Genomic DNA, 21,558 nt, shown 5'->3' with positions numbered 1-21,558 from the left:
CGGCCACCGTCGATCTCGTGGGTGCCGCGGGCTGACCCGGGGATCGGTGGCCCCATCCCATATCGCTGATGCTGACCGGCTCCTGACGGTAGGTTGATCAGATGCGTTTAACAAAGTATGGCCATGCCTGTGTGCGCATCGAGGACGGCAATCGGGTGCTCGTGATCGACCCGGGCACCTTTTCCGAAACGGAAGCCCTGTCCGGCGCCACCGCCGTGCTCATCACCCACGAGCACGAGGACCACATCGACGTGGGCAAGCTCGCCGCAGCCCGCAAGAGCCATCCCGCGCTGACCGTCCACACCCACGCCGCCCTTGCCGCAGCCCTCGGCAACGGCGCGACCGCCGTCGCAGCGGGAGACACCTTCACCGCGGCCGGGTTCACCGTGCGCGCCGTCGGCGGCGAGCACGCCGAGATCATCGACGGCCTGCCCGGCTGCCCCAACATCGGCTTCATCGTCGACGGCGTCTACCACCCCGGGGACTCCCTGTTCGTCCCCGTCGAACCGGTTGACACACTGCTCGTCCCGGCATCCGGTCCATGGCTGAAGCTCCGCGAAGCCATCGAGTTCGTCCGCGCCGTACGGCCGACCCGGGCGTTCCCCATCCACGACGCCAACCTCAGCGACATCGGGATGCAGAACTTCGACGCATGGCTGACGGAGGAACACCCAACTGACTACGCCCGCATCCCACTGGGCGAGTCAGTCGACCTCAACAAGCCCGACTCCCGGCGATGACTCCCGCCCTCCGCATTCGCCGGAGCGGCCGTTCGGGGGTGAAGCCGGTCAGCCGTGGAGGGGTCGGGGGGCGGCCACGACCACGTTGAACCAGGGGGTGCTGAGCGACCGCAGCGGCGAGTCGAGCTTCTGCATGTTCAGCCGGTAGGTCCCGGCCGGGAGAACTCCGCTGCCGGGCAGGGGGGCCAGCGGCAGGTACCGGCCGTTGAAGACACCGCTGCGGTCGTACGTCCACAGACCCGCGCTGGTATGCAGGACGGTGTAGGGGCCGCGGGCGAGCGAGGGGTTGACCGCGGACTTCTGCGTACGGTTGAGGACGAAGGACGCGCCCGCGTACGACGGGACGCGGGCCGGCTGTCGTGGTCCAGCCGGTCAGCCAGCCGTCCACGGGCGGAGTTTGTCGGGGTTGCGCACCGCCCAGATGCGCGCGATCCGGTCGTCCGCGACGTCGAACGCGTACACGGCCACGGTGACGCCTTCGTGCTCGATCACCAGACCGGCCCGGCCGTTGACCGTGCGCTCCAGGACCGTCAGGCTTCCGGACGCCCGGACGGCGAGGTCGGTAAGGTAGCGCGCGATCCCTTCGCCGCCCTCAATCGGGTGGAGCGCGGCGGCGACCACGCCGCCGCCGTCCGCCGTGAACGTCGCGCCGGGGGCGAGGAGTCTGACGAGGGCGTTGATGTCCTGCGCGTCCCACGCCTGCTTGAAGTCCCTGACGAGGCGCGCCTGGTGGGCTGCCGGGGCCGCAGGGGGCAGGGAGGCGCGGGCGCGGCGCCGGGCGGAGGAGGCCAGTTCGCGGCAAGCCGCCGGGGTGCGGCCGGTGATCCCGGCGATCTCGGCGAACGGGTAGCCGAAGACGTCATGCAGGATGAGTGCGACGCGCTGAGCCGGGCTCATCGATTCGAGGGCGACGAGAAACGCCATGCTCACCGACTCGTCGAGTGTGACCCGGTCGGCCGGGTCCGCGGGGTCGGTCGCGGCGGCGCCTGGGCGCCCGCTGATCCAGTCGGTCCGCTCGGGCAGCGGCTCCGGGATCCATTCGCCCATGTAACGCTCGCGCCGGACCCGCGCCGAGCCGAGGAGGTCCAGGCACACGCGGGTGGCGACCGTCGTCAGCCAGGCGCCGGGAGACTCGATGGCGTCCTGCTGCTGTCGGGACATGGCGTACCAGCGGGTGTAGGTCTCCTGGACCGCGTCTTCGGCCTCGGCCAGAGAACCGAGGAGCCGGTAGGCGAGACCGATCAGCCGCCGCCGCTCGCTGATGATCGCGTCCAAGCCCGCGTCGGACTCGTCGTGCCGTGACTTCACGTGATCGGTCATGGTTCCGGTGGCTCCCTGATCTCGGATCGTCCCTCGGCGGTCCGACGAGACAGCACGTCCGATTGTCAGGTCTTCGACTCTCCCTGACGTTCCGCGGGGTTGTGTCGTCGTACCGCTCACAGACACCACCGGCCCGGGGAACCCGGGTGGGACACCTCAGGAGACAGCGATGACCAGGATCGGAATACTCATCGGCAGCACCCGCCCCGGCCGCAAGGGCGACCAGGTCGCCCGGTGGGTCCACGAGCGGGCGGCCCGCCGCGGCGACGCCGCATTCGAGGTGATCGACCTGCTCGACCACCCGCTGCCGCATCTGGACGAGCCGCTGCCCGCCCTCGCTGGACGGTACCAGCACGGGCACACCCGTACATGGGCTGACACCATCGGCCGCTTCGACGGATTCGTCATGGTCACCCCCGAGTACAACGCCTCCATCCCCGGCGTGCTCAAGAACGCGATCGACTACCTGTACGCGGAGTGGACCCACAAGGCCGTTGGGTTCGTCTCCTACGGCGCTGGCGGCGGCGCCCATGCGGCCCGTCACTTGCGGGCACTGTGTGAGCTCCTCCAGATGGGTGCAGTGACCCCGCAGGTCTCGCTGTCCCTGCACACCGACTTCGAGGACCACGCGATACTCAAGCCGGGCGCCCACCACGTCAGCGCCCTCGACACACTGCTGGATCACGTCGTCGCCCAGAGCACGGAAGGACAGACAGCCACCCCCACACAGCGCGAGACGGACGAAGCCGCGATCCGCCGCCACATCGACGGGATCATCGACGCGATCGAGGCCAAGGACCTCGAGGGTCTGAGGCGGCTCTACTCGACGGACGTGGTGTCATTCGACATCGATCCGCCGCTCCAGCACGTGGGGATCGACGCGAAACTCAAGAACTGGGCGAACGTGTTCACGTTCTTCCAGGAGGTGACCTACGAGGTGCGCGACCTGATGCCCACCGTGGGCGAAGACGTGGCGTACACACACGGCTTCGGCCGCCTCAGCGGCACGCTGCCCGACGGGACGGCGGCGGGCGGCATGTGGGTCCGGGTCACCTTCTGCTTCCGGAAGATCGACGGCGAATGGCTGATCACGCACGACCAGATCTCCGTACCGCTGGACATCCTGGGCGGCAAGGGGGTCGTCGACCTCGAACCGTGACGTCAACGGGCCCTGCCCCGCCCCGCCCGGCGGGGCGGCGCGGGGCGGCGCGGCACAGGTCGCTGTCCATGACCCGTGTGTACGAGCGGATCGCCGACCGGGCCGTCGCGGACGAGTACTTCGCTGTCTCGGGGAAGGTCGCGGCACTCTACAACGCCCCTCGTCAGCTGCCGGCCGACGCCGAGGGAACGGAGATGGCCAAGCTCCGCCGTGCTGGGCAACGGCCCCAACGAAGGCTTGTTCGCCGCCATCCGCCGCTCCATCCTCATCGACCCCCTCGGTAACAGCCCCCACCGTCACCAGTCCGATCACCGTGCCCGGCGGCTGGAAGCGGCCTTGGACCAACTGTCCGTCCCAGCTGCGGAGCAGGAGGCAGCTGCACTGTCACTCCCCCAGGCAGCCGGCCGTGGTGGTCCGGTCTGCTTGCGTGTTCCGCCTGGGCGGAGATTACCGCCGAACGTACAAGAAGCTTTCAGCGTGGCTACTGATCGTTGATGCGAGTCACGACCAGGTCGGCCGGGCAGCCCGACCGGCGCTGGGTGGCAACCAGGTGCTGCAGAGGTCAGGCGTATGCGTAGTCGGACGACGAGTACTCCGAATAGCAGCCGGCCATCGGGCGTGGAACGTCGTTGCCGCATTGCGCGCAGCTCACCGGGCGACCACCGTCCCGGCCGCGAATGGTGATCCACTCACCACTCTTGCCGGTCAGCACTTGACGTAGGCCTTCCTTCCCGTGTGCTCCTGATTCGACCGCTGTTTTGGCGAAGTCGAGGAAGGACAGGTGGTGTGTGCAGTAGGAGCACCGAACGTCAACGACCTTCAAGGGTCCCCTGAGGTCCTTGGCGGGTACGTCCAGATAGTCGGCCAGCTGCGAAGTCTCGGCCTCGTCCATCTCTCGCATACCCGCTGCCTCGTCGCATGCAAGCCTGGAGATGGACCCCCTCGGCACCTGGTACGTCCGGGTCACGTCAGGTCTGTCTTTGAGGTATCCGAGCACCTCGTCGAATGTGAGTTGTGCTTGCACTTCCGAATCCCTTCCGTTTGAGGCCTCGGCCGATTCAGCTGCGGGCCGATCCCCTCGTGTCGAGACACAGCCGGAGGCGATCGCCCCGTCATCGACAAGCAAGCCCCTCGGACGGCGGTGGACGTGACAACGCTCGAACGGCCGACACTCACTGCCCCGCTTCTCCGGGCCGATAACGGAGGTCAGCGGAAACGGAACGCCCACCACCCCCGTGAAGCCCGAAATCCCCCGTCGGGGATTTCTCGATGGCACAGATTTGTTCTTTCAGGATTTACCGACCGCGACTTGCAGCACATGTACGGGACATTGAGTGGGCGACGGCACCTCGACGCCCCTTTCCGCATACCACCGTAACCGCCGCCTCCGGGATCCGCACTGCGTAGTGGATACCTCCCATGGCCTCAAGAAGGTCATGAACGGCGACTATTCAAGCCGTCAACAATTGCTGATTCCGAGCGGACCGGCCTACCACTGAGGTGGACCGGCACACCGCGCCCTACGTTCGCCTACCACCCTTCCCTTCCGGGCTGTCCGGAGTTCACCCACAGCCTCACGGCGCTGTTCCGACATGCAGGCGATCGGAACGTCTCCTAGTGTGAATGCCAGACCGATTCAGATGTGATGTCGAGACGCATGTGCGCCATCGCGGCAGAGGTCAGCGCAATGGTCAACGCAATCCGAGATCCGAGGAGCCACCGTGGCCAAGCAACGCGCCTTCCGGCCGCTCACCTCGGGCATCTGCCAGTCGGCGCCCGGCTCGTCAACAGGATCGCTGGCCTGCCGGCGCCCACCCTGCTCATCCGGCGCCTCGACCCGGACCGCGCCCCGGTGACGGCGGAGTCCGGTATTCCGCGAGCCCGGCACGGGATCCGACCACATCGCGCCGCTATCACGCGGCGCGGTGGCGGCGTCGGCGGCGTGCAGCGGCACGAAGGAGCACCACCCTGGAGGAGGGGAAGAAGCGGTCCACGGCGATCACTGACGTGGCGCTGTAGTTGACCCGTTCCTGCCGCGCCCACGCCTCGGCCAGGGCGGCCAGAGCCAGGTTGCAGACCGTCCGCACGCAGCCGAACATGCGCGACGGCGCGGCCGCCCGCGCATCGGTCGGATGGAAGTACGCCCGCTTCGCATGGTCCGCGGTCGCGCGCACAAACCAGCCAGACCGCAGGTGAACATCAAACCTGCGGGGCTTCGTCTCCTCCCCCGGCTGAAGCCGGCGGTGCCACGAAAGGACCCCGATGAGCACACTACGTTCCCTCTTCCGCCGCTCCCGCTCCTCATCCGCCTCTCTTCCGTGGAAGATCGCCGGCGATCTGGCCGAGTATGTCGACCGGCGCATCGGCTGGGACAAGCTGGCCGTGATTCCTGGCCTGGCGGTCCTCTTCGGACTGCGCGTGAGGCTCCGTCAGGAAAATCTCCACGACACCACGCACCTACCCTCGGTCAACCTTCCCGATCCCGGGCCGAAGTTGGAGAAACACAAGGTCAACCGAAGTGCCGACGGCAGCTACAACGACCTCGACGAGCCTCGGATGGGCATGGCGGGCACCCGCTTCAACCGCAATATCCCGCTGGACAAGATCGCGCCGGCCACGCGTGAGGACGTCCTATCCCGGCCGAACCCGCGCGACGTCAGCCGAGCCCTGCTCACCCGTCACGAGTTGATCCCGGCCGAGTCCGTGAACTCCCTCGTCTCCACCTGGCTGCAGTTCATGATCCGCGACTGGTTCAGCCACGGTACGAATCCTGAGGACCGGCCCTGGGAAGTGCCCCTCATGGACGACGATCCCTGGCCGGAGCGTCCGATGCGGATCATGCGGACACCCGAGGACCCGACCCGGGATCCGCAGGCGGATGCCGAGATGCCCGACACGCGCGTCAACGTCTCCTCCCACTGGTGGGACGCTTCGCAGATCTACGGGTCGAGTGACGCGGAGCAACGCCAACTGCGCACCGGTGAGCTGGGCAGACTGCGGCTGTGGGACGACGAGCAGACCCCGTTCCCCGACCCCTCTCGTGACCCGTCGCGGGTGCCCGGCTTCTGGCTGGGCCTGGTGATCATGCAGAACCTGTTCGCCCGGGAGCACAACGCCGTCTGCGACCACTTGCATGCCGCGTACCCGTCCTGGGACGACGAGGAGCTGTTCCAGCGGGCGCGGCTCGTCAACTCCGCGCTCATCGCCAAAATCCACACCGTGGAGTGGACGCCGGCTGTGATCAGCCATCCCACGACCGTCAAGGCCCTGCAGACCAACTGGTGGGGCCTCGCGGGGGAACGCATCCACAACCTCCTTGGCCGAATCAGCGACAGCGAGATCGTCAGCGGCATCCCCGGCGCGAAAACGGATCACTACGGCGCCCCGTTCGCCCTCACCGAGGAGTTCGTGGCCATCTACCGCATGCATCCGCTGATCCGCGACGATTGGGACCTGCGCTCCGCCGTCGACAACGAGACCCTGCGCCACTGCTCTTTGCGCGACATCTCCGGACCCGAGGCGCTGAAGGTCCTCCAGACCACGAACATGGGCGATCTGCTCTACAGCTTCGGCACACTCCACCCGGGACTGGTCACCCTGCACAACTTCCCGAAGTTTCTCCAGGAGTACCAGCGCCCCGACGGGCACCTCCAGGACCTCGCCGCCACCGACATCCTGCGCAGCCGGGAGCTGGGCATCCCCCGCTACAACGAGTTCCGCCGGCTTCTGCGGATGAAGCCCGCGGCGAACTTCGAGGATCTTACGGACAACGCGGCGTGGGCCAAGGAGATCAAGCGGCTGTACGAGAACGATATCGAGAAGGTCGACCTGACGATCGGAATGTACGCCGAGAGGCTTCCGGCCGGGTTCACCTTCAGCAACACCGCGTTCCGCATCTTCATCCTGATGGCTTCGGTCAGGCTGAGCAGTGACCGCTTCTTCACCTCGTACTACACCCCGGAGGTGTACTCCAAGGCCGGCATGGCCTGGATCGACGACAACTCCATGGCCACGGTGATCCTGCGGCACCACCCGGAGCTGCGCCCGGCCCTCGCGGGGCTGACAAATGCATTCGTGCCATGGCACAAGGCGCAGTCCGGCACGGGTGATTCCTGACAGCTGAGAGCCCTCTGGCCTTGGCCGCCGTCCACAACCCTGACCTGACCTGGTCGAGCGCGTGACCCACGCCGTCGGTACCGGCACGCTGCCGGTACCGACGTCCGCCAGGACCTCTCCCCCCTCCTGCACGTCGTACGCGACCATCTCTGACGCGGCGTCGGGGAGCCCCTCCGGCGAGGAGCCGTCTCCTCGTCGCCACCGGCCCCGTTCACGTCCGCTACGTACGCGACCTGAAGAGCGCCGTCCAGGTCGGTGTCGAACGACACCGACCAACCTGCCGCAGCACCCCTCGAGGCCTGATTCCGAGGGAGCCGGGACCGGCGTCTGAGCCGAACGGGTGCTCGCGCCTCGTGCCTCGCCTGTCGGCCGGTTGTCGGACGAGCCGGTGACTACGGTGCGACCCGTGGTCCCAATCATCCGGAACGGGGAGACGTTCCCCTCAGGTGTCCTGCACGGATCCACGGCACGTGACATCGCGCGGCTGACGGACCCCGGGCTGACCGCGGTCATCGTCCCCCCGGAGGCACATGCCGACTGGTTGGACGAGTTGGCCGAGCTGGTGGTCACGCGGCGGCTCGTCATCGCCCGTACGACCCTGCCCGCGGCCTCCCTCGACGACTTCGCCCACTGGTCCCGCACCGCCCTCGCCGATACGGCCAAGGCGGTGTCGGGTCCACTCCTGGACGACATGACGGGGATCGTGGAGCAGGTCATGGCCACGGCCTATGTCGGGCGCGTGATGGTGCGGGTGTTCACCGAGGCCCCCACCCGCCGCTGCGGGTTCCACGTCGACACGGTCCCACCTCAGGCGCCGACGATCGGTGCCGTACGGGTCTACAACGGTCCGACGACCGAGTACGTGGCCTGCGACGACGTGCTGAGCATGGCGGCTTTCTACACCTACCTGTCTCGCAGGGAGCGGCTGTCACGGATGGCGGGTGCCGGGACCTGCAGCGTGCGAGCCGCCAGTTCGGCGCCCGGCCGGCTGATCGCCATGGACGAGGCACCCTCGTTCCTGCGGCCCCGCGCCCCCGTTCACCGGGTGCCACGGGATGCGACCGTCTACTTCAAGCACATCGACGTACGACAGCACTGGTCGCCGCATCCCGTGACGGACGTGTGGATCCACCGATCGCCCATGCAGGGCGTTCCGAGGCTGGTTCTCAACGTGTCCCCGGCACAGCCTGTTCCCGCTCGCCGCGGTCGGAGGCCAGAAGCACGTGGGTGAGGGCCGGCAGCGAGGAGTCGAGGGTACGCAGCAGGCGAAGCAGGCGCGCGCCCGCGCGCGCCGGCCCGTGGTGGGCCATGAACCAGGCCCTCGGCCGGCTCTCGGCGGCGACCACCTCGAGGACTGCGGGCACCACGTCGTCCGTGCCGTCGAAGAAGATCCCGGTGAACGGGTTGACGTATTGCCAGCCGCCGAGGATCGCCTGATTGACGACGACGGGCACATCGAGGCAGAGCGCCTCGGCGAGCACCCTCGGCGACGCGTCGAGAACCGCCGGTACGAACAGGCAGCGCGCAGCGGAGATCGCGGCGAGCAGCAGCGGCCATTCCAGCGGTCCTGTCAGCCTGACGCCGGGCGGCGGTTCCGCGTCGTCAGGGGCGTCGACAACCAGGATCCGCAGGCCCGTCTCCTCGGCCAGCCGACGCAGGCAGCGCGCGGCGAGCGGCCAGTTCTTGGCCCGCTGCCGCCAGGGTTCCGAACCGGATACGTGGACCACGTCCGCGACCAGTTCCGGGGGCAGGGTTCGTGTCGCCATACGCGGGGCGACGCGGAGCGGGTCGGTGAAGTCGGACTCGCTCACGCGGGCCCGCGACCCGTTCGGCGGCAGGAAGCGGTCCGGGTCCCGGAAGCAGTGCAGCCACGCCTCGCAGAGCAGCCCGTAGTCGCGTTCGTCACGGAAGCCCGCCCCCGGGAAGCCCAGATAACTGGTGGCGCCGATGAAGCGGCAGCCCTCGGCGGCCAGCTGATCCAGGCGTACGTGTTGGGCGCGTGTGACGACGGGCGCCCGGACCACCAGCCACGGCAGTACCTGGCCGCAGGGACGGGTCACCCGCAGAAAAGGTGCGCCGGCGGCGAGGTCCACCCGTTGTCCTCCAGACCCGGATCACCACAGCGACATGACAGGAGAGGGTGGATTCAACTGGTCGTCGCAACACCCTGATCTCGGAGGTGTGCGACGTGGCTACGGCGGACTGGAGTTTGAAGACCAGCGATGTCCCGGAGGGGCGGCGTCGGCAGTGGCGCGCTGACCGTGCGTTGCGGCCGGCGATGCGTTCGCCGGGGCGGCCTGATCCGTCTCGGGTCGTGCAGCGCCAGTTCTGGCGACTGATCGCCACGGGGGTCACGACGGTGGAGGCGTCGTTGGCGGTCGGCGTGTCGTGGCCGGTGGGTGCGAGGTGGTTTCGTCACGCTGGCGGCATGCCTCCGATCTCGTTGGCCGAGCCCACGGGCCGGTACCTCACGTTCGAAGAGCGCGAGGAGATCGCGATCCTCAGGGCGATGAGCAAGGGCGTGCGCGAGATCGCCCGCGCCCTGGGGCGTGACCCCGGAACGATCTCTCGCGAACTGCGCCGCAACGCCGCCACGCGCAGCGGCAAGCAGGAGTACCGCGCGACGGTCGCCCAGTGGAAAGCACAGCAGGCCGCCAAGCGGCCGAAGACCGCGAAGCTCGCAGGCAACGACAGGTTGCGTGAGTACGTGCAGGACCGGCTCGCCGACAGCATCCGCCGCCCCGACAGCACGATCGTCCCCGGACCCAGGACGCCCGCATGGAAGGGGCTGAACAAGCCGCACCGGCAGGACAGACGATGGGCGACGGCATGGAGCCCGGAGCAGATCTCGCACCGTCTCCATGCCGACTTCCCCGATGATGAGTCCATGCGCATCAGCCACGAAGCGATCTACCAGGCGCTGTTCATCGAGGGCCGTGGCGCGCTCAAGCGGGAGCTGGTCACGTGTCTGCGTACCGGCCGGGCGCTGCGGACTCCCCGTGCACGGTCGCAGAACAAACCGCAGGGGCATGTCACCGCGGACGTCGTCCTCAGCGAACGCCCCGCCGAGGCCACGGACCGCGCGGTCCCCGGACACTGGGAAGGCGATTTGATCATCGGGACGGGCCGCTCCGCGATCGGCACGCTCGTCGAGCGCAGCAGCCGCTCCACGCTCCTGGTGCACCTGCCCCGGCTCGAGGGCTGGGGCGAGAAGCCGCCCGTGAAGAACGGCCCCTCGCTCGGGGGCTATGGCGCGATCGCGATGAACACAGCGCTCACCACGTCGATGACGCAATTGCCTGAGCAGCTACGCAAAACCCTCACCTGGGACCGCGGGAAGGAACTCTCCGCTCATGCCCAGTTCGCCCTCGATACCGGGACGAAGGTGTTCTTCGCCGATCCGCACTCGCCCTGGCAACGACCGACGAACGAGAACACGAACGGGCTGCTGCGCCAGTACTTCCCGAAGGGCACCGATCTCTCCCGCTGGTCGTTCACGGACCTCGAAGCCGTCGCCATGGCGATCAACAACCGGCCCCGCAAAGTCCTGGGTTGGCGGACGCCGACCGAGGTCTTCGAAGAACAGCTACGCTCGCTGCAACAGCCCGGTGTTGCAACGACTGGTTGAACTCGCCGAGGCCATGACCCAGCTCATCAGACGCGACTTCTTCACGGATCGCAACGGCGGCACGCGGATCGAGATCTTCGACGAGCTCAGTGACACCGCGAAGGCGGCCCTGTACGAGTTCTTCCGACGGACGGGCGCACCGCATCTGATGGACGAGGTGGTGCTGCCCATGTTCTATGACGGCGATTCGCAGATCTTCGCCGCGGTCCGCGACCGGCCGTGGCCGCCGTGGGGTCTGGGTGCGCGCAACATCGTCGCCGTCTTGCAGACGCACCTGGTCTCCGACGGCTGTTGGGGGCTGAGCCCGGTGCACGTCGGCGATGAGAGTCTGACGAATACCGGGCTGTGCGCCGCGCTGTACAAGGAGGCGCTGGAGACTCTGGCCGTCGACCCCGGCGCCGAGGTGCACTACCTCATCGCCGAGGACTCGAGGCTTGCAGACCTGACCCTGCGCCGGGTCGGCTTCCAGCGCACGGAGGATGTCTTCCTCACCGAGGCGGCGCGCTATCTCACCTACCGCGCGCCGGCCGGTGAGCTGCTGGAGAGCCTCGGTCTGGCCGGGACCGACTCCGTCGACGTGCTCGCGGGCGCGGTCGAGGATGACGTGTACGAGCGCAACGCCGCCTTTCACGGGACCGTGTATCTGGGATCGCGCGCGGAATGGACGGCTGACCGGGTGAGCGTCCCGTCCGAGATCGCCCGCCTGGTGCGGGGCGGCCACTACAGCAAGCCGGCGGGAGTGCCGACGGGGACAGGCCGGTTCGAGAGGGACGTGATCGCCGAGGTCGCCCAGGGGGTGCGCGAGTTCCTCACCGAAGCGGAGCAGCACGAGCTTCTCCAGTACGTGCTGGGCAGGGAATCCGAGTTTTCGGCGGCGACCGTCCAGCCGCGCGGGACTCGCTCTGCGGTGGTGGATGAGCGGATCCGCAGCAGCCTGGTCCTCGACGGGCTCGGTCGTTTCGAAGCGTTGCTCACGGAGCGCATCAAGGAGCAACTCGAGGCGGTACGGTCCCGCCTGGGCCACCCGGCTTTCCCGCTGGGCCGTATCGAACTGCAGGTGACGGCAAACGGCGACCGGGACTACTTCGGCATGCACCGTGACAGCGATGGCGGGGACACACGCGAGCTCACGTTCGTCTACTTCTTCTCTGCCGAGCCCCGCCGGTTCTCCGGTGGGGAACTGCGCGTCTTCGAGACGATCGTGGAGGACGGGCAGGTCGTCCCCACGGATCGCAGCCAGACGATCGTGCCGCGCTCGAACCTGGCGATGTTCTTCCCGAGCCGGCACGACCACGAGGTCCTGCCCATCCGGGTGCCGAGCAAGGCGTTCGCCGACAGCCGGTTCAGCGTGACCGGTTGGATCCACCGGAAGTGAGCGGCCGGCAGGACGCTCGGGAAGACAGCGGGCGGAACGGACTGAAGGAACGACGGGAGTTCACGGCCTGGTCCGTGACGGGCCATGTGGAGCTCCCCTCCGGCCGCGCGCGGCGGGAGGCGCGCACGACGCACCACGGGCCCTTCCCTGATGTGCCGGGGCTACTGGCCCGCAGTGTGCGGGCCGACGCCCGTGGAGTGCGCGCACGCTTCCTCTTCGCCTCGGCCGCGGCGGCCTCGGGGTTCTCCGCGGCACGGGACCCCGCAATGACCGGTCTGGGAACACCGGTCACCGGGCCGGTACGCGCCGTCCCGGCGGCCGCGCTCGGGGCGCCCGTGATCATCGTCTCCCCGCCTCGTTCGGGCAGCACCGCGCTGTTCGATGCCCTGGCCCGCAACCCTGCCCTGTGGACGGTCGGCGGGGAGAGCGAGGGGGTGATCGAGGGGGTGCCCGGACTCCATCCGGCGGCCTGCGGCTACGCCTCGCACGCGCTGGGTGCCCGGGATGCCGAAGCATGGGCTGGGCCGGTGCGCGCGGGCTTCCTCGCCGATCTGCTCGATGCACGAGGGCGAAGCCGGCTCGAGAACGGCGGCCCGCGGTCCGCGCCTCTCAGGCTGCTGGAGAAAACCCCGGAGAACAGCCTGCGGCTCCCCTTCCTGCTGCACCTGTTTCCGGATGCCACGGTCGTCCACCTGCACCGCGAGGCCCGCGACACGGTGGCCAGCATGGTGCGGGCATGGGCCCACCCGGGATTCGTCAACATCCCGGACCTGCCCGGCTGGCCCCGGCGGGCCTGGCACTTCCTGCTGCCGACAGGCTGGCGGGCGTGGGCCGGCGAGGACCTCACCCGGATCGCGGCCCGACAGTGGGCCGCTGCCGTGGAGGCGATCCTGGATGCCCGGGCCCTTCGTCCGGACGTCCCATGGGTGGACGTCGACTACGCCGAACTGCGCAGTGCACCGGCTCGAACGCTGCGGTGGTTGGAGGCGGTGCTCGGACTGCCCGCAACACCGCGGGGCTGGGACCTGCCGCTGTCGGCCACGACGATCAGCCCCCCACGCTCCGGCAAATGGCGCCACACCCCCGGCTTCGACCCGTCGGCGCTCGATGCCGTGCAGGAGACCTTGCAGCGCCTCACGAACGGACGCACCACGATGCCCAAGTCCACCCCGGCCTCCCCGGCAGCCCAGGGCGCGCCGGCCACGCGTGCGGCCACCCGTGATCTCCCCTCCTTCGCCTGCTGGCTACACGACGTGGACCCCGATGCGCCGGCCACCGTCGAGACGATGAGCCATCGCGATGGCATGGTGCTCGATCCGGCCGTGGTGCTCCAGGCAGGGGTCACCATCCCCCTGGGGCTGGCGCGCCGCGCGCGCTTCCGGGACCGGTTCTTGCCCGGCCACCCCATCCTGTGGACCGACGAACCCGCCACCGGGGCACTCGTTCCGTACTGGATCCGTTTCGAGGAGTTCTGGGCGCTGCGCGAACTCACCCCCGGACGCCCCCTTCCTCCAGGGTTCCCCGCACGGCTGCGCGCCTCGCTCGCCGGAGCCGGTGCGCTCGGGGCTGCGGAGGTGCGCGCCCGGCGGACGGCTCGGGCCGAAGACACCGTGGCCGCCGCCTCCGAGGAGTTCGCCCGCACCGATGTCTGCGGTATGGGCCGCCTGCTGCACCCCCGCCATCGCGAGGCGCTGCTCGACTATTACGAACGGCTCATCGCGACCGGCTCCTGGCCGCTCGGAGACGCCCAGGTGAAAGGCCGTTACGGCTGGTACAACGAGTCGCTGTCGCGCTTCTTCCACCATCAGTTCCGCGCTTTGGTGGGCCGCCTGGCCGGACGGCCGGTACGACCCTCGTACTCCTACGTCTCCGCGTACCGCGGCGGCGCCGTCCTGGACCGGCACGTTGACCGCGAGCAGTGCGAGTACACGGTCTCCCTGCTGCTCGGGGAGTCGGGATCGGGAATTGCAGGCGGCTGGCCGCTGCACCTCGACACGGGCCGGGGGTCCGTCTCCCTACTCCAGTGTCCCGGCGAGGCCGTGCTCTTCAGGGGCACCCGGGTAGCGCACTGGCGCCCGCCGCTGCCGGACGGGAGCACTCACACCTCTTTGCTGTTCCACTACGTCCCGGCCGAGTTCTCCAGGACCCTGTACTGAAGCGGCTACTGCGGCTCGAGGAAGCCGACGTGCCGGGCCTCGGCCTCCGTGACCTGCGGCGCGATCCGTTCCCACCGGGTCACCGTCCGCCGACCCGCGGGGCGTACGGCGCGTACCCGCGTACGGGTGAATCCCTCGGGCGCCGCTGCCGTCCCGAACATCACCTCGGCGGCGGTGGCGGTGAGCAGCATGTCCCACACGAGGTGGATCCGGTCCGCGGCCCCGGCGTTCGCGGCCGCATGCACACAGCCGTGATTGACCAGGTAGACGTTGCCGGCCTCCAAGTGGTGGATATCGCCCTCGAGTTGCAGGGACGCCTGCGGGTTGGTGACCAGCGGCAGGTGGAATCGGGCTCGTACGCCTACGGTGCCGGTCCGCGTCCGCACGACACTGTGCTCCTCGTGCGGCGCGAGCGCGGCACCTGGGCCGAGCACGTTGATCCGGAAGTTGACCAAGTGCGGCAGAGCTTCGACCAGCGCGGCCAACGCGGGATAGTGCGCGCGATGGTGAAAGCCCTTGCCGAAACACGACAGATCGTGATCCCGGGAGAAGTCGTCACAGCGCCCGGAGGCGTTGAGCAGACTGAACTGCTCCACCCGGCCCCGCGGACCGGCCCATGCCGTCACATGGCCCGTGGCGCTCGCCAGCGAGGGAGTGTGCCGGGCGCGCAACCGCTCCACCTCCGCGGCAAGTCTCTTCGCGGTCGGGGCGTCCGCGGAGAACAGCCGCAGACAGCGGATGCCGGCGCGGTGGTAGTTGGCGTCGCGGATGCCGTCCAGGAGCAGTCGCGGATCCGGAGGATGGTCCTGATCGTGGTGCTGGTCTCGATCTTCACCGGTCAACGGAAGGGGCACCTCTCGAGGAGCAGGTCCAGGTCAGGGAAATGTGTGGGGAGCGTCGCGAAATCACTCAGCGCGACCGCGTCCAAACCGGCGCCGACCGGACCGACGGACACCGGGGGCGGTACCGGCACCCCGACAGAGAGGAAGTAGTCGTGAAACTTGCTGCCGTCGCCGCTGGGCAGGTCCCGGAAGCTGATCCAGACAGCGGGAATCCCGTAGGCGTGGCTGAGGACGATGCCGTGCAGGCTGGACGAGGCGACCAGACAGGCACCCATGAGCTGCTCGACGACGTCCTCGACGCTGTTCTGCACGTCGATGATTCGCCAGCCCTGCGGAACGCCGCGCCGGGCCCGGGCCTTGTCGGCGAAGTGCGGTACGACAGCGGGCCTTGCGCCCGCCCGGGCGGGGCGACGCGGCAGGTATCTGGGCACCAGCAGACCGGGGTCACCGTAGACCGGGAGGCACGCCGCACCCGACCGCTGGGCCGCCTCCCGGGTGAGTGGCCCCCGGACCGCGAGCAGTTCGGCCCGCGGATCCACGTACTCGCCGGCCTCCATCACCCCTGCTCCCCACACCACGCAGCCCGGCCCCGCGAGCGCGACCACGCTGCCCGTGACGAAGTGCTTGCGGCCCGGGGCATGCGGAGCGACCCACCGGGCCGGGGCTCCGGAGATCCGGCGGATCAGCCAGGGGGTGAGCCGGTCACCAACGTTGCCCTGACTGGGCGCCCGGCACCAGAAGGCGGGTACGGTATCGACCACGTCACTCACTGTAGCGAACGGACCGCCCTTCTCGTGCGCACCTACCACCGGGATGTCCCGTGGCTGAGGTACGCGCTGGCGGCCATCGAGACGTGGTGCCACGGGTTCGCCGAAGTCGTCGTGATCACCCCGCGCACCGGATCGGCCGCTGTGCGCCGAGCGGTCGGCGGCGACGTACGTCTGGAGATCTGCCCGGACTACCGGGACGACTACCTGGGGCAGCAGGTGAGCAAGCTGTACGCGGACGAGTTCACGGCCGCCGGCCTCATCTGCCACGTCGACTCGGATGTCATCTTCACCCGCCCCGTCTCCCCCGCAGACCTTCTGGACGGCGGCCGCCCGTGGATCGTCCGCCGGGCGGTTTCCCAGCTCGGCCGGCACCGGCCCTGGGTCGCCCCGACGGAGGAGTTCCTGGGCCGGCCGGTCGCCTACGACTTCATGCAGCAGCCGCCCTTCACCTACCCGCGCCGACTCTATGCGCAAGTGCGCGCCCTGTCCCTGGAGCGTCACGGAATGCCGCTGGACCGCTATGTGGCGGGTCGGCCGCCTCGGGGCTTCTCCGAGTTCAACGTGCTCGGTGCCCACGCCTTCGCCACCCACTGCACCGCGTTCGCCTGGTACGACGCACACACGGCGCAGGTGCCGCAGTTGTGCAGGTGGTACTGGAGCAGAGGCGGCATCGACCCTGGCGTGCGGCAGGAGCTGGAAGGGATCGTCGGCAATCCGGCAGGGGACACATTCCCCGTCCGTTAGAACGCCGGACACCCCGCCCGACCCCCGCAACACCGCGTGGCGTCACCACACGGCCATCACATCGCGCTGCCCTCGGGAGGCGGCACGACCTCTCGAGGAACACCTCATGAAAATTACTGTCAGAGGCGCCGGCGCCGTCGGCGGGAATCTCGCCGCCAAGCTCAGCACGGCCGGTCACGACGCCCAGAGGGCCGGTGCCCGCGGCCCCGAGGCCGTCCGGGCGGACGTGCCGGAGACCGGGGCCCGAGCGGCGGACCTCGCCGACGCCGTCCAGGGACGGGATGTCATCGTCCCGGCCCGCCCGACGTGATGCCGGGCGAGCCCATCATGGTGTGGTGCGTCTGACAAGTGCACGCGGCCCGCCCCTCCCAGGCAGACGCGGACCGCGTAGCCGCGAAGTGGCCCAGTGGCGGGGCCGGGTGGCGCGTGCGTCAGCCCTACAGCATCACGCAGCTGTCGGCGTCTCCGACGTGGCAAATGTACAGGCGGACATCGGCCACGTCTTTGGCGTGATCCGCAGGCTTGATTTTGTGGAACTTGCCGTCGTTGGTCCAGGCGGAGCCGTTCCACTTCGAGTACTTGGTGTAGAGGCCTTCGCTCACCCCGTCGCTCGAACAGTGGTCAACGACCGCCATGTCCCAGTCGGTCTTGTAGGCCTGCTTGCCGTTGTACTGGATGGTCTCGTACCAGTGGTAGGTGCCGGAGGCGGTTCCGCAACCGTTGGCGGTACGGCCCGAGAAGGTTCCGCCCGAGGCGTGGGCGGTGCCGGTGAACGTAACCAGCAGGCCGGCAGCAGTGACTGCCGTGGCCAGTAGCCGCAGCGCGCCCTTGATGGCGTCATTTCGCATGGTGGGTCCTTTTCTTCCGTGAGTGGTGCCGCTGTTTGGGTCTGTGCGTGTCCGGGGTGGCTTCTGCGAAGGCACGGCTCCATCCCGGGTTCGCCGACTCCCCCTCGTCGGGCTCGTCCGTCCGCTGTGCTGCCGGGGCGGGGCCTTTGGGGGTGTCCGTCGCGTTGTTCTCTGTCGTGTACCAAGGTGCGCGCCGGGCCATCGGCTAACCTTGGACGAACATTGAATTGGCTGGTCGAAGGCGCTGTGCCAGGGTGGTCTCGAAACTCGGGGGGCACGGTGGGGGTTGAGTTCGCTGTCTTCGGCAGCGTTGAGGCGCGCGTGGACGGCCGAATCGTCGATCTGGGCCACGCCCGGCAGCGGGGTGTGCTGGCCGTGCTGCTCGTCGACGCCAACCAGGTGGTTTCGGTGGACCAGCTTGTCGACCGCGTCTGGGCCGACCGTCTTCCGCAGCGGGCCCGGAACACGCTCTACGGCTATGTCTCCCGTCTGCGGCAGGCTCTGGCCGTCACCGAGGGTGTGGATATCGTCCGGCGATCCGGTGGCTATGTCCTCGACGTCGAAGCGACGGCAGTGGACCTGCACCGTTTCTACGACCTTGTCGCCCGGGCTCGGGCAGCCGCGCGGAGTGTGCAGGACGAGCAGGCTGCGGCCCTGTTCGGGCAGGCACTCGGCCTCTGGCGGGGAAACGCCTTCGCGGGTTTGGACACCCCTTGGATCAACGCCCTCCGCGATGCCGTGGACCGGGACCGGCTCGCTGCCGAACTCGACCACACCGACGTTCGGCTCCGCCGCGGTCACCACAGCGGATTGCTGGGCGAGTTGTCCGCCCGGATCGAGAGGCACCCACTGGACGAACGGCTGGCCGGCCAGTTCATCCTTGCCCTGTACCGCTCCGGCCGCCCGGCCGACGCCCTCAGCCAGTACCGGCGAATCCGGCTGCTGCTGGCCGAAGAACTCGGCTGTGATCCCGGCGTCCCGTTGCGGCAACTGCACCAGCAGATCCTCACCACCGACCCCGCACTGAACGTCCCACCCGCCGGGCGCGCCACGGGCTCTGCACCCGCCCTCGTGCCGCGCCAGTTACCCGCACCCCACCCGGGCCCCACGGCACGGTTCGACGTTGTCCTGCCCGGTCCGCAGACACCGCAGCGCCCCAGGACGGGTAACCGCCTGATCGGCCGGGCAGCGGAGTTGGCGGTTCTCGACGGGGCGATCGAGGATGCCCTTGCCGGTGTGCCAGGGGTGGTCGAGGTAGTCGGAGAACCGGGTATCGGCAAGACACGGCTGCTCGGCGAACTGGAGGAGCGGGCGAGACAGCGCGGTTTCGTGTCCCTGGCCGGCCGCAGCGTGGAGTTCGACCGGGCTCCGTATGGTGCGTTCGTGGACGCCTTGGACGACCACCTCGGCAACCTGGACTCCGGAAGACTCCGGCAGGATGGCTCACCGTCCGGCGCGTTGGCCCTGTTGAGCACCGTCTTCCCCGCGCTCAGTGAGCGTCTCCCGACCGGCCCCGATCCGGTGACGGTCGAACGGTACTGGTTCCACCGGGCGGTACGGACGTTACTGGAGGCGCTGAGTGCCGACGGCGGGCTCGTGCTCAGCCTGGACGACCTGCAGTGGACGGACGACGGTACAGCCGAGCTGATCGACCATCTGGTACGGCACCCGCCGAGGACACCACTGCTGCTGGCCCTCGCCTACCGGCCCCGGCAGGCCCCGCCGCGACTGGCCGCAGCTCTGGCCCGGGCGGGAACACAGCAAAGAGTGGCCAGGGTTGAGCTGGGTCCGCTGTCCCCAGCCGAGGGAGCGGAGCTGTGCGGGGCCAGGAGGGATCACTGGCGTTTCCAACGGCTGTACGAGGCCAGTGGCGGCAACCCTTTCTACCTCGAGGCGCTGACCCGGAGCGTCGCACACGAAAGCCCGTCGGCTGTCCCGGCCCCTGTCGCCGGCGATCTGCCACAGTCGGTGCATGCCGCACTGCTGGAGGAACTGGGAGGTCTGTCGGCCACTGCGAGGGTCTGTACAGAGGCGGCCGCGGTGCTCGGCGACTCCTTCGAAGCCGACATGGTGGCAGTCGTGGCCCAGACCGGTGAGACGCAGGCCCTCGCCGCTCTGGACGAGGCCGCGGAGAGGGACCTCATACGCCAGATCGGCTCCACGCGGCAGTTCCAGTTCCGCCATCCGCTGGTGCGGGCAGCGGTGTACCAAGGAGCGGGCGGCGGTTGGCGGATCGAGGCGCATGCCCGGGCCGCGGTCGGCCTGGCGCTGCGCGGCGCACCGCTGACCGTCCAGGCGTCGCATGTGCAGCGTTCGGCGCGCGTAGGAGACGAACGCGCCGTCGACGTACTTGTACGGGCCGCCCGTCAGGTGATGACGGTCGCACCGGCCACCGCCGCGCACTGGACACACGAAGCCTTGCGGTTGCTGGGCACGCAGAGTCGGCTACGGCCCGAACTGTGGATCCAGCAGGCCAATGCGCTGGGCATGGCGGGACGTGTGTTGGAAAGCCGTGACGTCCTGCGCACGGCCTCCTCTTTCCTGCCCGCGCCGGCCCGGGGTCAGCGGGCCCGGGTGACTGCCCTACGAGCCACCATGGAGTGGGCGCTCGGCCGGTACGAAGAGGCCACGGCTCTGCTGCTTCGGGAGTTGGCCGATCACGAGGGCCGGCTGACGCCGGAGACCGCCGCGCTGGAGTTGGGGGTCGCAGTGGTCGCGCTCCGCACGAACGACTTCTCCACCGCCGTCGACTGGGGCGAACGCGCGTTGCGCTCCTCGGAACGCATCGGCGACCCGCCGCAGGCCACCGCCGTCCGCGCTCTGCTGGCACTGGCGCATACCTGCGCCGGCGACGCCCGGGCGACCGACTACCTCGACCTGGTGGCGGCAACCCTCGACGACACCGACGACCAGCAGCTGGCCGGGCAGATGGACACCCTCGTCATGACGGGCTGGACGGAGATGCTCCACGAACGGTACGACGCCGCACTGGGGCATCTCGACAGAGGCCTGGAAGTGTCACGCCGCACCGGCCAGAGCCTCGTGCTCGCGGACCTGTTCGCCGCCTCCGCGTACACCTACATGTGGCTCGGGCGGCTGGACGAGGCGGCGACATATGCGAGCGACGCGCTGGAGGCGGCCTCACTCGTCGGCAGCAGCGAGCCGCGCTCGCTGGCCGAGGTGGTGAGCGCGGCGGTCGCGATGTGGCGGGGAGACTTCGCCGAGGCACTGAAGATCTGTGAGGAGTCGCTGTCGCCTGACGGCCCTGCACTGGGCGCGCACCGGTCGGCGATGGTCGGGATGCTCGGGCAGACGCTGCTGCTCAACGACGATCCGAAGGGCTGTGTCAGCAAGGTGCTCGAAGCGGGCGGCGGCCCGCACCTGTTCGGGTTCGAAGCCCCGGTCCGCCCTATGTGGTTCCGGCTGTTGTCTGTCGCCCAACTGGCTCTGGGTGACGTGACGGCTGCCGAAGGATGGGCGGACCGCGCTGCCGCTGCCGCAACCTCTGACGGACCGCCCGGTCGGCGCGGTTTCGCATTGCTGGCCCGCGCCGAGGTACAACTCGCCCGGCAGAATCCGGCAGCGGGCCCCACCGCGTGCGAGGCTGCTACCGAGTTTCGCGCGGCTCGCATGCTCCTCAACGAGGGCATGGCCCGGCTGACGGCCGGTACCGCGCTGTCTGCCTTCGGCCGCCAGACCGAAGGACTCGCCCAGTTGGAACAAGCCAAATCTCTGTCCGTCACCTGCGGAGCCCTCGCCCTGTCCGAGCTGGCCGATCAGGAACACCACCGAATCGCCGTCCAACCCCCGCCTGCGACAACCGGAACCTGAGGGTGCCGAATGACACAAGTCCACCGCGC

17 protein-coding genes are annotated in these 21,558 nt (G+C 69.1%); 10 read left to right on the top strand and 7 right to left on the bottom strand.

Annotated features, from left to right (window positions below; translation table 11 throughout):
• The first annotated feature begins 101 nt into the window (after positions 1 to 101).
• A complete protein-coding gene (locus QF032_RS38830) occupies positions 102 to 740 on the top strand; it encodes an MBL fold metallo-hydrolase (RefSeq protein ID WP_307049386.1) in 639 nt (212 codons plus the stop codon).
• A 372-nt stretch (positions 741 to 1,112) separates the two neighbouring features.
• Here the strand turns inward: QF032_RS38830 and sigJ are convergent, their stop codons facing one another.
• Positions 1,113 to 2,060: an RNA polymerase sigma factor SigJ gene (gene sigJ / locus QF032_RS38825; protein WP_307059789.1), complete on the bottom strand. Its 948-nt coding sequence runs from the start codon at positions 2,058 to 2,060 to the stop codon at positions 1,113 to 1,115.
• A gap of 169 nt (positions 2,061 to 2,229) precedes the next feature.
• On the opposite strand from sigJ, the gene QF032_RS38820 reads away from it, so the two are divergent.
• Positions 2,230 to 3,219: an NAD(P)H-dependent oxidoreductase gene (locus QF032_RS38820; RefSeq protein WP_307059787.1), complete on the top strand. Its 990-nt coding sequence runs from the start codon at positions 2,230 to 2,232 to the stop codon at positions 3,217 to 3,219.
• Positions 3,220 to 3,781: 562 nt separating this feature from the next.
• On the opposite strand, the gene QF032_RS38815 is transcribed toward QF032_RS38820, so the two are convergent.
• Together QF032_RS38815 and QF032_RS38810 are read right to left on the bottom strand one after the other, a co-directional pair.
• Positions 3,782 to 4,111, bottom strand: coding sequence for a hypothetical protein (locus QF032_RS38815; protein ID WP_307049382.1), 330 nt, complete (start codon positions 4,109 to 4,111; stop codon positions 3,782 to 3,784).
• Positions 4,112 to 5,132: 1,021 nt separating this feature from the next.
• Positions 5,133 to 5,393, bottom strand: a complete 261-nt coding sequence (locus QF032_RS38810; RefSeq protein WP_373430441.1) for a helix-turn-helix domain-containing protein — start codon at positions 5,391 to 5,393, stop codon at positions 5,133 to 5,135.
• A gap of 88 nt (positions 5,394 to 5,481) precedes the next feature.
• Here QF032_RS38810 and QF032_RS38805 point away from each other — a divergent pair, with 88 nt between their 5' ends.
• Together QF032_RS38805 and QF032_RS38800 are read left to right on the top strand one after the other, a co-directional pair.
• Complete coding sequence (locus QF032_RS38805) at positions 5,482 to 7,335, top strand: peroxidase family protein (RefSeq protein ID WP_307059785.1); 1,854 nt, start codon at positions 5,482 to 5,484, stop codon at positions 7,333 to 7,335.
• A 406-nt stretch (positions 7,336 to 7,741) separates the two neighbouring features.
• Positions 7,742 to 8,566 carry a hypothetical protein gene (locus QF032_RS38800; protein WP_307059783.1) on the top strand — a complete coding sequence of 275 codons (825 nt, stop codon included), beginning with the start codon at positions 7,742 to 7,744 and terminating at the stop codon, positions 8,564 to 8,566.
• Here QF032_RS38800 and QF032_RS38795 read toward each other — a convergent pair.
• A complete protein-coding gene (locus QF032_RS38795) occupies positions 8,502 to 9,428 on the bottom strand; it encodes a hypothetical protein (RefSeq protein WP_307059782.1) in 927 nt (308 codons plus the stop codon). The two genes, QF032_RS38800 and QF032_RS38795, sit on opposite strands and share 65 nt — an antisense overlap.
• Before the next feature lie 116 nt (positions 9,429 to 9,544).
• On the opposite strand from QF032_RS38795, the gene QF032_RS38790 reads away from it, so the two are divergent.
• From QF032_RS38790 to QF032_RS38780, 3 genes are all read left to right on the top strand, one after another.
• Entirely contained in the window at positions 9,545 to 10,963 is a 1,419-nt protein-coding gene (locus QF032_RS38790) for an IS30 family transposase (RefSeq protein WP_444875865.1), read from the top strand.
• The gene (locus QF032_RS38785; RefSeq protein WP_307059780.1) at positions 10,947 to 12,338 is read left to right on the top strand and encodes a 2OG-Fe(II) oxygenase; all 1,392 of its coding nucleotides are present in this window, start codon (positions 10,947 to 10,949) and stop codon (positions 12,336 to 12,338) included. Before QF032_RS38790 ends, QF032_RS38785 begins: the two co-directional genes overlap by 17 nt.
• A 74-nt stretch (positions 12,339 to 12,412) precedes the next feature.
• Positions 12,413 to 14,494, top strand: a complete 2,082-nt coding sequence (locus QF032_RS38780) for a sulfotransferase (RefSeq protein WP_307059778.1) — start codon at positions 12,413 to 12,415, stop codon at positions 14,492 to 14,494.
• Positions 14,495 to 14,499: 5 nt separating this feature from the next.
• Here the strand turns inward: QF032_RS38780 and QF032_RS38775 are convergent, their stop codons facing one another.
• Positions 14,500 to 15,336 (bottom strand): aspartyl/asparaginyl beta-hydroxylase domain-containing protein, encoded by an 837-nt coding sequence (locus QF032_RS38775; RefSeq protein ID WP_307049368.1) that lies wholly within the window; start codon positions 15,334 to 15,336, stop codon positions 14,500 to 14,502.
• Entirely contained in the window at positions 15,333 to 16,097 is a 765-nt protein-coding gene (locus QF032_RS38770; RefSeq protein WP_307049366.1) for a polysaccharide pyruvyl transferase family protein, read from the bottom strand. The genes QF032_RS38775 and QF032_RS38770 overlap by 4 nt, the downstream gene beginning before the upstream one ends.
• Positions 16,098 to 16,130: 33 nt before the next feature.
• Here QF032_RS38770 and QF032_RS38765 point away from each other — a divergent pair, with 33 nt between their 5' ends.
• Together QF032_RS38765 and QF032_RS38760 are read left to right on the top strand one after the other, a co-directional pair.
• A complete protein-coding gene (locus QF032_RS38765; RefSeq protein ID WP_307059776.1) occupies positions 16,131 to 16,850 on the top strand; it encodes a hypothetical protein in 720 nt (239 codons plus the stop codon).
• Between the two features lie 106 nt (positions 16,851 to 16,956).
• Positions 16,957 to 17,160: an NAD(P)-binding domain-containing protein gene (locus tag QF032_RS38760; protein WP_307059774.1), complete on the top strand. Its 204-nt coding sequence runs from the start codon at positions 16,957 to 16,959 to the stop codon at positions 17,158 to 17,160.
• 127 nt (positions 17,161 to 17,287) lie between these two features.
• On the opposite strand, the gene QF032_RS38755 is transcribed toward QF032_RS38760, so the two are convergent.
• The gene (locus QF032_RS38755) at positions 17,288 to 17,698 is read right to left on the bottom strand and encodes a hypothetical protein (protein WP_307049361.1); all 411 of its coding nucleotides are present in this window, start codon (positions 17,696 to 17,698) and stop codon (positions 17,288 to 17,290) included.
• Positions 17,699 to 17,884: 186 nt separating this feature from the next.
• Between QF032_RS38755 and QF032_RS38750 the strand changes: the two genes are divergently transcribed.
• Positions 17,885 to 21,529 carry a BTAD domain-containing putative transcriptional regulator gene (locus tag QF032_RS38750; RefSeq protein ID WP_307059772.1) on the top strand — a complete coding sequence of 1,215 codons (3,645 nt, stop codon included), beginning with the start codon at positions 17,885 to 17,887 and terminating at the stop codon, positions 21,527 to 21,529.
• Positions 21,530 to 21,558 lie beyond the last annotated feature (29 nt).

Origin of the sequence: Streptomyces achromogenes, assembly GCF_030816715.1 — a bacterium.
GTDB lineage: Bacteria > Actinomycetota > Actinomycetes > Streptomycetales > Streptomycetaceae > Streptomyces > Streptomyces achromogenes_A.
The sequence above is the reverse complement of the archived record's forward strand: the minus strand, read 5'-3'. Positions and strand labels throughout refer to the sequence as shown.

Coding starts and splice junctions, on each gene's coding strand:
- QF032_RS38760 (WP_307059774.1), top strand. CDS start 16,957: ATGAAAATTACTGTCAGAGGCGCCGGCGCCGTCGGCGGGAATCTCGCC.
- QF032_RS38820 (WP_307059787.1), top strand. CDS start 2,230: ATGACCAGGATCGGAATACTCATCGGCAGCACCCGCCCCGGCCGCAAG.
- QF032_RS38830 (WP_307049386.1), top strand. CDS start 102: ATGCGTTTAACAAAGTATGGCCATGCCTGTGTGCGCATCGAGGACGGC.
- QF032_RS38805 (WP_307059785.1), top strand. CDS start 5,482: ATGAGCACACTACGTTCCCTCTTCCGCCGCTCCCGCTCCTCATCCGCC.
- QF032_RS38815 (WP_307049382.1), bottom strand. CDS start 4,111: ATGGACGAGGCCGAGACTTCGCAGCTGGCCGACTATCTGGACGTACCC.
- QF032_RS38755 (WP_307049361.1), bottom strand. CDS start 17,698: ATGCGAAATGACGCCATCAAGGGCGCGCTGCGGCTACTGGCCACGGCA.
- sigJ (WP_307059789.1), bottom strand. CDS start 2,060: ATGACCGATCACGTGAAGTCACGGCACGACGAGTCCGACGCGGGCTTG.